This window comes from Sphingobacterium sp. LZ7M1 (genome assembly GCF_024296865.1).
Classification (GTDB): Bacteria; Bacteroidota; Bacteroidia; order Sphingobacteriales; family Sphingobacteriaceae; genus Sphingobacterium.
The window spans coordinates 2,837,194-2,851,147 of sequence record NZ_CP101134.1; the positions used below are offsets into that span (position 1 = coordinate 2,837,194).

The 13,954-nt window shown below is 36.5% G+C and carries 11 protein-coding genes; 9 read left to right on the forward strand and 2 right to left on the reverse strand.

Features of this window, described 5'->3' with window-relative positions; translation table 11 throughout:
* Nucleotides 1-16: 16 nt before the first annotated feature.
* Complete coding sequence (locus NMK93_RS12275; protein WP_254527604.1) at nt 17-1,108, reverse strand: FecR family protein; 1,092 nt, start codon at nt 1,106-1,108, stop codon at nt 17-19.
* 77 nt (nt 1,109-1,185) lie between these two features.
* A complete protein-coding gene (locus tag NMK93_RS12280; RefSeq protein ID WP_254527608.1) occupies nt 1,186-1,776 on the reverse strand; it encodes an RNA polymerase sigma factor in 591 nt (196 codons plus the stop codon).
* 336 nt (nt 1,777-2,112) lie between these two features.
* Between NMK93_RS12280 and NMK93_RS12285 the strand changes: the two genes are divergently transcribed.
* The 9 genes from NMK93_RS12285 to NMK93_RS12325 all read left to right on the forward strand — a co-directional run bounded on the left by NMK93_RS12285 (nt 2,113) and on the right by NMK93_RS12325 (nt 13,792).
* The gene (locus NMK93_RS12285) at nt 2,113-2,787 is read left to right on the forward strand and encodes a response regulator transcription factor (protein WP_254527610.1); all 675 of its coding nucleotides are present in this window, start codon (nt 2,113-2,115) and stop codon (nt 2,785-2,787) included.
* The gene (locus tag NMK93_RS12290; protein ID WP_254527612.1) at nt 2,784-4,094 is read left to right on the forward strand and encodes a sensor histidine kinase KdpD; all 1,311 of its coding nucleotides are present in this window, start codon (nt 2,784-2,786) and stop codon (nt 4,092-4,094) included. Before NMK93_RS12285 ends, NMK93_RS12290 begins: the two co-directional genes overlap by 4 nt.
* A gap of 82 nt (nt 4,095-4,176) precedes the next feature.
* On the forward strand, nt 4,177-4,971 hold the full coding sequence (locus NMK93_RS12295) for a phosphatase PAP2 family protein (protein ID WP_254527614.1): 795 nt from the start codon (nt 4,177-4,179) through the stop codon (nt 4,969-4,971).
* Between the two features lie 13 nt (nt 4,972-4,984).
* Nucleotides 4,985-5,401: an EamA family transporter gene (locus NMK93_RS12300; protein WP_254527616.1), complete on the forward strand. Its 417-nt coding sequence runs from the start codon at nt 4,985-4,987 to the stop codon at nt 5,399-5,401.
* A 440-nt stretch (nt 5,402-5,841) separates the two neighbouring features.
* Nucleotides 5,842-8,979, forward strand: a complete 3,138-nt coding sequence (locus NMK93_RS12305; protein WP_254527623.1) for a SusC/RagA family TonB-linked outer membrane protein — start codon at nt 5,842-5,844, stop codon at nt 8,977-8,979.
* Nucleotides 8,980-8,995: 16 nt separating this feature from the next.
* A complete protein-coding gene (locus NMK93_RS12310) occupies nt 8,996-10,495 on the forward strand; it encodes a SusD/RagB family nutrient-binding outer membrane lipoprotein (protein ID WP_254527625.1) in 1,500 nt (499 codons plus the stop codon).
* 199 nt (nt 10,496-10,694) lie between these two features.
* Complete coding sequence (ubiE, locus tag NMK93_RS12315) at nt 10,695-11,432, forward strand: bifunctional demethylmenaquinone methyltransferase/2-methoxy-6-polyprenyl-1,4-benzoquinol methylase UbiE (RefSeq protein ID WP_185216776.1); 738 nt, start codon at nt 10,695-10,697, stop codon at nt 11,430-11,432.
* Between the two features lie 249 nt (nt 11,433-11,681).
* Entirely contained in the window at nt 11,682-13,286 is a 1,605-nt protein-coding gene (locus NMK93_RS12320; protein ID WP_185212556.1) for a Na+/H+ antiporter, read from the forward strand.
* Between the two features lie 56 nt (nt 13,287-13,342).
* On the forward strand, nt 13,343-13,792 hold the full coding sequence (locus NMK93_RS12325) for a hypothetical protein (protein WP_254527626.1): 450 nt from the start codon (nt 13,343-13,345) through the stop codon (nt 13,790-13,792).
* Nucleotides 13,793-13,954: the final 162 nt, after the last annotated feature.

The following is a 13,954-nucleotide window of genomic DNA, read 5'->3' on the forward strand; positions in this document are numbered from 1 at the left end:
TTTTACATAGGCTATACTATTTAGCGGACACAATAACTTGATTATCTTTATATTTAACATCTAAATCAGTCGAATGACCTATTACATTTAGGGCATCTCCTAAAGATAGATTTCTTGAAAATAAACCATTAAAACGAAAATCTTCATTCCCATTAATTTTTATTTTTACATCGTACCATGTGCTCATTTGGGATAGAATTTCTTTTAAAGGAGCATCATTAAAAATAAATGATCCTGACCTCCATCCGGAGATTTCTTCTAAATCAGCAATTGATACATTCAACGCTCCAGTTGAATCACTAATAGCCTGTTGACCTGGAGCAAGTGTAGCTATTTGATTACTGTAATTGTCCTTCGTTTTAACAATACCTGAAAACAAAGTTGACTTTACATTTTCTTCATTTCCATAAGCCCTGATATTAAAAGAGGTACCCAAAACCTCAACTGATTGTCGTTTCGTTTTTACAATAAATGATTGTTGTTTTCCATTTTCCATAGTTCTCTTCGAAATTTCAAAAAATCCTTCACCAGTCAATTCAACTTGTCTAACTCCATCATTAAAATGTTGTGGGAATTTCAACTTACTATCTGAATTCAGCCAAACTTTAGAACCATCGCTTAATACTAAGTGAAAAGTCCCTCCCTTAGGAACATTAATTAAATAATGTTCATTAATATTATCATTTACTAATTTCCCGTAGCCATTCTTCAATTGGCCACCATTTAAATAAAGACCATTTGAATTCGAATCCAGTTTTATTTCTTCTCCGTCAGAGAGTAATAAAATTGCTTTTTCACTAGCAGGAAGTATTTTGTTTAATAAAGCCTTCTGATCATTTATTTCTAAGGTATTTCTATATTTTATTATTGAAATGGTAGTAAACCCAACTAAAAACAATATCGCAGCATACTTTAAATATTTGATATATAAAACCTTTTTTGGATTTATTTTATTACTAATATTAATTTGAACCTCATTTTCTTCCAGATATTGATCGAGTTTTCCCTCCTTTAACAAATGAAAAAACAAAGCTAATTCCTTTTCATTTGCTCTTCCATCAATATACCTTTGAACTAATTCATTATAAAACTTTTGATTTTCATTCATAAATGGTTATTATAAAGGCTTATAATTAATAGACACATGATTCTTATAGTAGGGTACTACTTTTTGAAATTATTTTTCTAAGTCAATAGAAAAATAATTTCAAAAAGTATGCAAAGATGAATATCCAAACGTTTTTTAGCTGTAGTTCTCAATACTTTCAATGTTTGGGTCATGTGTTTTTTAACAGCATGTCGACTGAAACCCATTACTTTTGCCACCTCATCATATGTTAATTCCTGCTCCTTACACAGGTTATAAATTTGTTGAGATTTAGCAGGTAATTTTTCAAATTCTTTTCGGATGAAACAATGGTATTCTTTTAATTGTAATTCATCATTAGTAGAGGTATCTTGAATTGAAATACTCTTCATCAAATATTGAAATGCAATTGTGGTATTGCTAATTTTCCTTAATTGATTTAAAGTGTGATTTTTAGATATGGTAATTATATAATTCTTAAAATTTTCAACTGATCTTAAATTTTCCCTTTTTTCCCAAATTTTAAGAAATATCTCTTGAGAAATATCTTCTGCTAATTCTTTTGATTTTACATATTTAAGCACAAAATTGCAAACACCTTCCCTATATTTATTATAAATTAATAAAAATGATTTTTCACTTCCGTCTGCTACAGAACATAAAATCTCGGTTTCATTTTCGATGCTCATATTAAAAATCCTTAAATATTTAATAATTTATTAGGTTATTAAAACAATATGAAAGAATATAACATTAGTTTTTATGGCGTTTTTTAACAACAAGTAAATTGATTATTTCTAATAAATTTAGATTAAGATATTGATATACTAACATTAATTGATAATATTTTATATAAAAAAAATAAAAACTTATCAATTAACATTTCTTAGTAAAAGATCATATTTGCAATATTCAATCTGAAGGCAACCAATTATTAAACATTTTAATATATCCTTCTTCTATTCTCATTACTTCTAATTTTCTTCAAAATTGTACCTTTAATTACATGAAATTATTTCTATGAAATGAAAATTCTGATTATTGAAGACGAAATCGAATTGGCTAAAAGCATGATTCAGTACCTATCAGAAGAGAGATACCTTTGCGAAGTAGCAAATACTTTCTCTGAAGCCAAAGATAGGATTGAAAACTTTAGCTATGATTGTATTCTATTGGACATCAGTCTTCCAGATGGCAATGGGCTAAAGCTCTTGGAAGAATTGAAATCTTTAGGAAAACAAGATGGTGTCATCATCATATCAGCCAAAGACTCATTGGATGATAAAATAAAGGGACTACAAATCGGGGCAGATGATTATTTGACGAAACCTTTCCATCTATCCGAATTGAATGCACGGATCTATTCCTTAATGAGAAGGAAACAATTCAATAACAGCAATATCATTACACAAGGCAAACTGGAAATTGATTTATTAGCAAGAACTGTTTCTTCTAACCATAACATTATCCCATTAACAAAAAAGGAACTCAACCTATTGTTATATTTTATCGGCAATAAAAACCGAGTCCTTTCTAAAAGTATATTAGCGGAACATTTATCAGGTGATTTTGCGGATATGCTCGATAATCACGATTTTGTATATGCTCATGTCAAAAATCTCAAAAAGAAATTGAATGAGGCTGGCTGTGATCACTATCTAAAGACTGTCTACGGAACTGGCTACAAATGGGAAGGATGAAAAACTTATTGCAAAAATCCTTGAAGCAACTAAGCATATTTGCTTTTATTGTCTTTGTATTGAGTATACCCTCCTATTTTTTATTAGTTGACTGGATATGGATTAAAGAGCTTGATGAAAACAACAAATTGATTGCTCAAAGAATTGAAAATGAATTCAACGCTCAAAACATTAGTAGGGAAAACATCCAACAAAACATCAAATTCTGGAATGAAATACAACCTGTCAGCAAAATCAAGGCTAACCAAGCCCCTTTAAAAAGCGATAGTCTTTACACAATCCGCAGACAGAACATTTACTTTGACACTGAATCCATTGATCGTTTCAGAGGCTTGATGACAAACATTAAAATTAATGGGCAAAATTATGTTTTAGTTGTTGAAACCAATGTGGAGGAAACAGAGGAAACAGTTGTATATATCGCTATTGCGACTTTAGTTTTCTTCTTGATTCTTATCATTGGCTTCTGGATATTGAACCGAAGACTTTCCAGAACCGTTTGGCTGCCTTTTCAAGACACTTTACAAAAGTTAAAATCCTTTAAACTAAATTCAAATAATACCTTAGAATTTCAGGATACTGATATCAAGGAATTTGCAGAATTAAACGAAACCCTAGACAAATTATTAAAACATAACATCAATACTTTCAATCAGCAAAAGGAATTTACCGAAAATGCTTCGCATGAACTGCAAACGCCACTCGCAATCCTTAAAAATAAGTTGGACATCCTATTACAAAGTGAGGATTTGACGGAAAAGCAATATCACATTGCCGAAGAAATGAACCAGGCATTAACTCGTAGCTCTAGAATCAATAAGAACCTCCTATTGCTAGCCAAAATTGAAAACAATCAATTCGACAGCTCCGAGAAAATCAATATCAGCAATATAGTTAATGAAAGCCTAGAAAATCTAAAAGAACATTTTGAAGAGCTTCAGATTACCTTAACAAAGGATGTCACCCCTCGTGTTCACCAGCTTGGAAACAGCAGTCTTGTTGAAATTCTTATTCACAATCTTTTGATTAATGCCTTGAGACATAGCGAACCAAATGGAAGAATAGGAATCATACTGACAGGTGAAAGCTTTCAAATTTCTAATTCTGGTCAAAAGGAACTCGAAGCTAAATTCCTGTTCACACGTTTCGCCAAGAATTCAAAAAGTATACACGGAAGTGGCCTAGGGTTAGCAATCGCAAAAGAGATTTGTAAAAATCAAGGATGGGAAATCAAATACCAATTCTCTCAGCAAAAACATCAATTTACAGTTCATTTTATGCCGGAAACTTCAATTCAAAAGATATAAGTTATACCTATTGTTGCAATTCAAAATTTCTTCTAAATCTCCAATGATATTGTATTCCATATCAAAAGGAAACATTACAAGAATGTCTATAAAATTTAGAGTCACACTAATTACTTTGGCCTACGTGCTATCCAGTATGGTTAGGGTTTCAGCTCAGACCCAAGATAGCACTAGCCAAATTAATCAAGTTAAAATTGACATTCAAGACCAGGACATAAATAACTATAAATTGGATTACAGGCACCTCATTGCACCTACAGTGTTCATAGGTTTTGGGATTGCTAGCCTGAGTAATGAATCCTTGAAAGAACTCAATAACTCCACCCGATATGAAATATTTGAACATCAACCTGATCACATACAGCTAGATAATTATACCCAATATGCCCCAGCTTTGTTAGTATACGGTCTGAATGCGGCCGGAATTAAAGGAAAACACAATTTACGCGATAGAACAATAATCTACCTCACATCCCAAATGCTCAATGCGGCAATGGTTTTGCCTTTAAAGCACCTGATCCATGAAGAAAGACCTGATGGCTCCAACAACCTTTCTTTTCCTTCTGGCCACACATCTACGGCATTTTCTTCTGCACAATTTATGTTCAGGGAATATAAGGACAGTAATATCTGGCTTGGAATCTCTGGCTATTCTTTTGCGCTTTTCACTGGAGTTTACCGAACCATCAATAATCGTCATTGGGTCGGTGATGTAGTAGCCGGCGCAGGATTTGGAATTATATCCACAGAACTTGCATATTGGTCTTATCCTTTAATAAACAAACTATTAACTAAAAAGGACATTCAAAATGCTTCCATGATAATGCCATTTTACCAAAACAAAACGTTTGGCTTAAGTTTTTGTAGAGTATTTTAAATATCTATTCAATATGTGGATCTTTTATGCATTACTTTCGGCCTTATTTGCAGCATTGACTGCTATTTTCGCAAAAATCGGAGTCACTCAAATCAATTCCAACCTAGCAACAGCTATTCGAACTGTCATTGTATTATTTCTGATCTGGAGCATCGTGTTAGTCAAAGGGGAGCTGAAAGAAATTGCAAATATCTCAAAGCAGAACATCTTATTTTTAATCTTATCAGGTATTGGAACCGGACTATCCTGGATATTCTATTTCAAAGCCCTGCAGATCGGCAATGTGTCTCAAGTTGCTGCAATTGATAAATTAAGCGTAGCCATTACTATTATCCTATCCATTATCTTCTTAAAAGAAGCACTCACAATGAAAACTGCAATTGGGGCCGGGCTAATTATCTTAGGCACCTTGGTTCTTACCATGAAATAGCGTTGGTTATTAAGGCATTATCAAGTGTAATTTCAAAAAATCAATCAAACTTGTTACAAAAAAATATTCAAATAATTAACTTATTGATTTTTAATTAATTAATAGTTTTACTGACAGAAAGAGTTATTTTATCAAAACTTTAATTAATTCCTAAAATATGATGGGTCAGACAACCATTCATCACAAAATAATTAGTTTTAACTAATATAAACCCCATATTTTCCAACTTTTACCAAAAAGGATTATATTCTTTTATTTATTAATCCAATTATCAAGTAGAGTATTATATTTTCTTAGTAATATTCCAATTTGTTTATAAATGTTAAAGTTTTTCTATATTTGACACAATCAATAATTATGAAATCAATAAGCCTTCACTTATTGAAAATGTTTAACAAATAGTATTACTAACAAAATTTATTTACGAACAACGAAGTATTATGAAACAAAGATTACTCAGCGTTATTCTGCTGTGCTTGCTATTCGTAGGAGTAGCAAATGCACAACTAAGGCAGGTAAGCGGTAAAGTGACTTCGGCCTTGGATGGCACCTCCTTAAGCGGGGTATCAATCCGTGTTGATGGAACGAATACTGCAACCCAGTCTGATGGTGATGGTAACTACACCATCGATGTATCTAGAGGAAATGCAACTCTTGTATTTTCTTATATTGGATATGCAACACAAAGAGTAGCAGTAGGTACCCAATCTACTGTAAATGTGCAATTAACCTCCTCTGACAACGAGCTTGAAGAAGTTATCGTAACGGCATTAGGGGTTAAAAGAGAAAAAAGAGAATTAGGCTATTCTGCTGAACAAGTAGATAGCAAAACCGTTAACAAAGCCAGTGCTGTAAACATCGCCAATGGTTTACAAGGTAAAGTTTCAGGATTGAATGTAACGACCTACAATTCTGGCGTTTTTGAAGATGTCCGCATCAATTTGCGCGGTATCAGATCATTGACAGGTAACAACAACCCATTATTGGTATTGAATGGTGTACAGATGGATATCAAATATCTTTCTTCCCTAAATCCAAATGATGTTGAAAATGTATCTGTGTTAAAAGGCGCTGCTGCTGCAGCAATCTATGGTCCTGATGCACGTAACGGCGTGATTTTGGTTAATACCAAGAGCGGATCTGAAAAAACTGACATTAATGTAAGCCACTCTACCCAATGGCAAAACATCTCCTTCTTTCCAAAATTGCAAAAACAATTTGGACAGGGTTACGATGGCATCATCGACCCAGTTGAGAACTGGTCATGGGGACCGGCTTACGATGGTCAAATAGTTGATATCGGCCCGCAATTACCTGATGGTAGCCAACAGACTACTCCTTATGTCGGTACAGATGAGCGCGAAAAATTCTATGACACTGGTGTCACTAATCAAACCAACGTATCTATAAACGCAAAAGACTTTTTCTTAAGTTTAGAAAACTCTGACATCAAAGGTATAGTACCTGGTGATAAAAACAGAAGAAATGGTATTCGCTTAAACGCAAAACGTGAATTTGGTATGTTCAGAGCAGGTGCTAACTTCAACTACTCGCAACAGAACTACAACACATTTAACCAATCGGGTCCAGAAAACTATTTCACAGCCCAAGGTACAGGTGGTAATGACGGTCTATTCAGCCAATTGATCAATACAGCTGCGCATATCCCCCTTACCAGCTATAAAGATTACAAAAACAATAAATTCGCGACTTACGAGAACTGGTTCACTAACTACGGCTTGAACCCATACTTTACCTTAGACAACTGGCGTACTTCTGGCAAAAAGCAGGATTTGATTACTAATATCGACCTTGGCTTAAAACCATTCGATTGGTTAGACTTCACCTACCGTGCAAGTTTAACGTCTAGAGGAATTGCAGAACGCGATCTTACCGTAGGTAATAAATCTACACCTTTCGGTGAATCTCGTGGCAAGACACCTATTCCTTCTTCATTAGAAGAATATAGCTATAACCAAACAATTTTAACCTCTGAATTCTTTGCTAATGTCACTAAACAAATCAATGATGATTTCAAATTCAACGGTATCTTAGGAACCTTTGTAAGACAGAATGAATACAGAGCGACAACTGTAGGTGCAGGCAACCTTGTAATACCAGAACTATATAACATCAGCATAAGGACCGGAAACTTAACCGGTAACTCCGACGGTTATAAAACAAGATTGTTTTCTACCTACGGAAGTGCTGGTTTTAATTACAAAAATTGGGCTAATTTAGAATTCACAGGCCGTTGGGACAAAACTTCAACTTTAGCTCCAGGAAACAATTCATACTTTTACCCTGGAGTAAATGCTGCAGTAGTGGTTTCAGATGCTCTTGACATCACTTCTGATTTCTTTAATTATTTGAAAGTTAGAGGTGCTTGGACCAATACCGCCAATTCAGACATTAGCCCTTACTTTCTTGAAGCAACATTCTCTCAAGCCAATGGATTCCCATTTGGTGTAGTTTCTGGTTTGACTGCCAACAATGAATCTTACAATTACAACCTTAAACCAGAACGTATCAATACCACTGAAGCTGGTTTTGAAGCAGGTTTCTGGAACAACAGATTAACGTTAGAAGCTACTTACTTCTTCTCGAAAAATACTGACCAAATTATCAGGGTGAGTACTTCAGAAGCTTCTGGTTATTCAAGAACAAATACCAATGCCGCTTCATTCAACAGCAAAGGTGTTGATTTTGACTTCAACTTATCTCCATTAATTAAATTTAATGATGGTGGTATCAGCTTCAGAGGAAATTTCCTATGGAACGATTCAGAAGTAACAAGCATCTACGAGGCTCAAGGATTGAACCAAAAAGAACTTGCTGTTGGTGGATATATTGCTGCAGGAAACTATGCAATCGTGGGTGAACCAGCATTTGTTATGCGCGGCACCGACTACGAGAGAGATGACCAAGGCCGCATCATTGTTAGTGAAGCTGATGGTCGCCCTTTCCAATCATCAACCAATGTAAACTTTGGAAGAACCCTTCCTAAATGGATAATCGGATTGAACCCATCTGTAAACTACAAAAACTTCAACCTTTCAGCGTTATTTGAATATAAAGGTGGCCACGTAACTTCATTCTTCGGATTAGGTTCTGCAATGGCATGGACCGGTGTATCTGAAGCTACAGCTTACAACAACCGCGAGCCCTTTATCCTTCCTAACTCTGTGATTGAAGATCCAAACAACCCAGGTTCATACATACCTAACACCACTGCAAAAATTGGTGAAAACGAACCTATTTACAACTACTATACAGGAGAATTCGGAAATACTGCATCTAATTTTATTGTAAGTGCAAACCATTGGAGATTTAGGGAACTGGCATTATCGTATGATATCCCTGAAGCATGGCTTTCAGCAAGACAGAAAACCCTGAAAGGTCTTTCTATCGCACTTGTCGGAAGAAATTTAGCTTTATGGCTTCCTAAAGAAAACAAATTCATGGACCCTGATTTTGACAGCATGGCTTCTGATTATCCGAACGCTTATGGTAATGTCAATGACACTTCAAACCCACCTGTTAGAAATTTTGGATTTACAATAAATGCTAGGTTCTAATTTAATCGAGAAGAAAATGAAACAAAAAATATTATTGGCAGTACTAGCAACTTCTTTAGTACTGTCGGGTTGTAAAGATAGTTTCTTTGATATCAACACCAACCCAAACAGACCTACGATTGCCTCTGTCACTCCTCAGTACATCTTACCGATGGTATTGAAGCAGACAGCAACAAGAATGGGAACTCAATACTCCTTTGCAGCCTCATGGACCGGATATTATGGTCGCGGTGCTAGTTATGGACCAAGTTTACCTTTGGAAAACTACAGTATCACACCTGCATTTCAGCAAGCTCAATGGGCTAATAGTTCAACCACTTGGTTTGATGTCCTAAACGACGCCGAATTAATGGCTCAAAAAGCGGAAGAAACCAATGAAACATTTTTCTTAGGTGTATCCAAGGTAATTAAGGCTATTGGTTTTATGTACCTTGTTGATATGTACAATAACGTTCCTTATAAAGACGCATTAAAAGGAGATGCAAATATTGCTCCCACATATGAAAAGGGACAAGACATCTATGCGGATTTACTTGTACAACTTGAGGAAGCAAGACAAATTTTCAAGGCTAACCCCGAAATTTCAGATGCAACAGCGACAGCAGATGTCCTTTTTGGAGGCGATTTAACCATGTGGAGAAAGCTGGCAAATACCCAATCCCTTAAATTATTGATCCACCAATCAGAGTTTGCTCAAAACCCTACTGCTGAAATTGCAAAAATTACGGCTGATGGCAGCGGATTTATTGAAGCCGGTAATTCAGCCAATTTAACCTTGAGCTTTGCCAATAACGACGGCCAAGTAAACCCTGTCTATATGTCTTATGTAGCAGATCAAAGTGGAATTGAAACAGACGCATTCAATAGAGTAAGTGCATATTTATTAGATAGATATGTATCAAATAATGATATCCGTTATCAATACCTTTTCGATAAGGCTGATGATCCTGTAGATCCTACCATTGAATATGTAGGTGCAATTTTTGGCGGACCAACCGTTCAAGGATTGTATTCTGCGAACCAATCTAGAGTAGTTGGACCAGGTATCGTTTCTTCTGGTTCTGACCCAATGTGGTTCTTTACATCTGTGGAGAGCTTATTCCTTCAAGCAGAAGCAACTCAACGCGGCTGGCTAACTGGAAACGCTAAAACTACATATGAAAACGCCGTATCGGAATCCTTCAAATGGCTAAACGTCAGCAATGCACAAACAGAAGCAGACGACCTTCTTGCGGCTTCAGCTAATTGGGATAATGCAGCCAACAAATTGGAATTGATCATTAACCAAAAATATCTATCCCTTCCTAGTATCAACAACTTCGAAGCTTGGGTAGATTACAGAAGATTGGGATTCCCTACTGACGTTCCTCTATCTGCTAATCCTAATATTCAAGGACGTAAGATCCCGCTTCGTTTGATGTATCCTCAAAGTGAATACAGCTACAACAATGCAAATGTAACTGCTCAAGGAGACATCGATCCACAGACCAGCAAAATTTTCTGGGACGTGAATTAATTTGCACAACCAATCTGAGTTAATCAGATTAAGAGTATAAAAGAAGATCAGCAGTAACCAAATGGTTACTGCTGTTTTTTTTCATTCATAGGGCAAGTAAATGCATGCTTCTCCCCTTCCTTATCCTTAGAATTTCCCTCCAAAAAGTCTGTTTTATCCCCGAATTAACTTACCTTTGGCAGATATTAAAAATTTAAGAATGAGCGACAACAAGATTATTCTTCCAGATCAGGCTTCTCAAGAGCAAAAACATGTACAGGTGAGAAAAATGTTCAATTCCATTTCCGGGAATTACGACAAACTCAACAAGGTCATTACTTTTGGCATGGAAAAAGGTTGGAAGAAAAATGTCTACAATCTTGTCGCAGCAAAAAGTCCCAATAAAATCTTGGACATTGCAACCGGAACCGGCGACATGCTCCTGCTTTTCGCAAATAGCAAAGCCTCGGAAATTATCGGAACGGATATTTCAGAAGGCATGCTGGCCGTAGCGGAAGAAAAAGTAAAACAATTGGGACTGGAAAACAGAATTAAACTAGATCAGCAAGACGCAGAGAACCTTGCCTTTCCAGACAATAATTTTGATGCCATCAGTATTACCTATGGAATCCGAAACTTTGAAAACCTGGACAAGTGCCTACAAGAGATATATCGTGTAACAGCAGCAGGTGGTCAACTTATCGTCCTTGAAACCTCCGTACCTCAAAATTTTATCCTGAAGTCAGGCCATTTAATCTATACCAAATGGGTAATGCCTTTATTGAGCCGTATGTTTAGCAAGGACAAAACCGCCTATAAATACCTTTCAAAATCCGCATTAAACTTCCCGTATGGCGAGGAACTAAAAAAACGCTTCGAACAAGCCGGATTCACCGACGTAAAGATAATGCCTCAATTTTTCGGTGCCTCAACCATTTACCAAGGAATAAAGAAATAAATCAGAAATAAAAGCTTCAAAAAAAGGATAGTGTCACAAAACACTATCCTTTTTTTATTGTTTAAAATATCAAATTTCTTAAATCATTTACATCACACTATTACAACCAAAAACCCCATTTCCCTGTCTAAATACTAAATACTAACTACTAACTACTAAATACTAAATACTATATACTAAATACTATATACTAAATACTATATACTAAATACTATATACTAAATACTATATACTAAATACTAATCTGCCATGCATACCCTACTACCCTTTATCCTGGTATTAATACTTCTGATCGTATTTTTAACCATTTTCGCCAATCAGCTTAAAATAGCCTATCCTATTCTTTTGGTTTTGGCAGGTTTGGCCATTAGTTTTGTTCCGGGTCTGCCCCTCTTAAAGATAGACCCCGACCTTATCTTCTTTGTCTTTCTACCACCGCTCCTCTATGAAGCCGCTTGGGGTGTCTCATTCAAGGAAATGAAAAAATGGTGGCGGATAATTGGAAGCTTTGCTTTTTTGGTGGTATTCTTCACCGCATTTCTAGTCGCCATCATATCCAATCAGATCATCCCAGGCTTCAGTTTGGCGTTAGGCTTTGTCCTAGGGGGAATTGTCTCCCCTCCAGATGCCGTCAGCACCGGGGCAATCACCAAATTCGTGAAGATCCCCAAATCAACAACTGCCATTCTAGAAGGCGAAAGCCTTTTGAACGACGCATCTTCCTTAATTATCTTCCGTTTTGCTCTGGTAGCAGTAGGAACGGGACAATTTATTTGGCAAGAGGCAGGAACGCAATTCCTATGGATGCTGTTTGGGGGAGTTGGCATTGGCCTTTTGGTGGCTCAAATCTTTATTTGGATACATAAACACCTGCGCACCGAAGCAGCATCTGATATTGCCCTGAGCTTGATCAGCCCCTACTTCATGTATTGGTTGGCAGAGCAGGCGCATTGTTCAGGAGTGCTCGCGGTTGTCGCAGGTGGTCTGTACATGTCCTCACAAAGGCTTAAGTACTTGGCAGCAAGCAGTCGGATCAAGGGGGCCTCCGTTTGGGAGAGCTTTGTATTTCTATTGAATGGAATGGTCTTTTTATTAATTGGACTGGACCTCCCCGAAATAGTGGCTGGAATCCGGGCTCATGGAACCCCGTTGGGAACGGCTATTGGCTACGGCATCATCATCACCATCGTATTAATTGCAGCTCGAATGATTTCGGCCTTTGCTGCCATGTTAGCAACCCTCATTTTTAGGCCCCAGATTGCGCATCAACAACAGTTTAGTACCCGAAGATGGTATACTCCGCTATTGATGGGCTGGACAGGTATGCGCGGCGTGGTCTCCCTGGCTGCGGCTTTGGCCATCCCTTTAACCCTTCCAAACGGCGAAGCATTCCCACACCGGAACCTTATTTTGTTTATCACCTTTGTCGCCATCCTATTGACCTTGGTCATACAAGGACTCACCTTACCTTATTTGATTGCTAAAACCCAGCCCTTCAAAGGCTATAAAAATGAAGAAGAAATGGAAGAGGAAAATAGACGGAACATGAAGCTCGGACTAAAATCCCATGTCTACAATTTCGTCAAGGATAGATATGAAAACCAACATCAAGGCGATGCAGCCATGGAAAGGATCTTGAAGTATTGGGAAGATCAATCCAAAGTTCAAGAACACAGTTGGATGAATGGAGTAAGCAAGCAGACCTTACTGGAAATCTTCGCTGAACAAAGGATATATTTGACCAACTTAAACAAAGATGAAAAGTATGATGAGGAATTGATACGTCAGCAGATCTATCAAATTGACCTAGAAGAAGAAAGAATCATCTTGGTTTTCAAAAGCCATTTGCCATAATAAAAATAACAAAACAGCCCTTAAAGCGTTTATTAGGAAACAATAAAATCAAACTTATGCCGACATTGGAACAAAGAATTGAAGAATTAAACAGACAATTTGGATTTAGGGAACATCCCGAAGACTTTAACTTTGAACTGAACCCTGAACGCATTGCCTATAAAAATGAAGCCCTACGAACCAAAAACCGGGACTTATATGCTTCCTACCTTGCAGATAATTATCCAAGGGAAATGGATAGGGAATTAGCAGATTTTGACCAAAAAGCCAATAACTTAATCCAGGTTAGCAAAGATGAGGCTGAACAGCTTTTTGCCGACAATAAAATCAACATGCTAAAAAGTGACATTAGTTTCAAGGACCCTGAAGCCATTTTTCAGATGAAAAAAGTAAATGAAGAAGACCTCAACTGGCATTTAGAAGGCCATGAAACAGATTTACTGAATGGCAACTCCAGACCTTATGAAGCCTTGGAAGGCAAAAGCAATATCTGGCTTTTAAAATAAACCCTCCCCACCTTTCCATACTAAAATACACACTTGATAAATAAAATCCGCAACTACTGCGTAGTTGCGGATTTTACTTTGTTACAAAAGAAAATAATTCCAAAAAATTATTTTCATACCCACAATTCCTTAAAAACCACGATTATATCCTAATAAACCAAA

What these genes read in the sequence shown, in the direction of transcription:
- NMK93_RS12275 (WP_254527604.1), bottom strand. Translation starts at nt 1,108, where the DNA reads ATGAATGAAAATCAAAAGTTTTATAATGAATTAGTTCAAAGGTATATT.
- NMK93_RS12280 (WP_254527608.1), bottom strand. Translation starts at nt 1,776, where the DNA reads ATGAGCATCGAAAATGAAACCGAGATTTTATGTTCTGTAGCAGACGGA.
- NMK93_RS12285 (WP_254527610.1), top strand. Translation starts at nt 2,113, where the DNA reads ATGAAAATTCTGATTATTGAAGACGAAATCGAATTGGCTAAAAGCATG.
- NMK93_RS12290 (WP_254527612.1), top strand. Translation starts at nt 2,784, where the DNA reads ATGAAAAACTTATTGCAAAAATCCTTGAAGCAACTAAGCATATTTGCT.
- NMK93_RS12295 (WP_254527614.1), top strand. Translation starts at nt 4,177, where the DNA reads ATGTCTATAAAATTTAGAGTCACACTAATTACTTTGGCCTACGTGCTA.
- NMK93_RS12300 (WP_254527616.1), top strand. Translation starts at nt 4,985, where the DNA reads ATGTGGATCTTTTATGCATTACTTTCGGCCTTATTTGCAGCATTGACT.
- NMK93_RS12305 (WP_254527623.1), top strand. Translation starts at nt 5,842, where the DNA reads ATGAAACAAAGATTACTCAGCGTTATTCTGCTGTGCTTGCTATTCGTA.
- NMK93_RS12310 (WP_254527625.1), top strand. Translation starts at nt 8,996, where the DNA reads ATGAAACAAAAAATATTATTGGCAGTACTAGCAACTTCTTTAGTACTG.
- ubiE (WP_185216776.1), top strand. Translation starts at nt 10,695, where the DNA reads ATGAGCGACAACAAGATTATTCTTCCAGATCAGGCTTCTCAAGAGCAA.
- NMK93_RS12320 (WP_185212556.1), top strand. Translation starts at nt 11,682, where the DNA reads ATGCATACCCTACTACCCTTTATCCTGGTATTAATACTTCTGATCGTA.
- NMK93_RS12325 (WP_254527626.1), top strand. Translation starts at nt 13,343, where the DNA reads ATGCCGACATTGGAACAAAGAATTGAAGAATTAAACAGACAATTTGGA.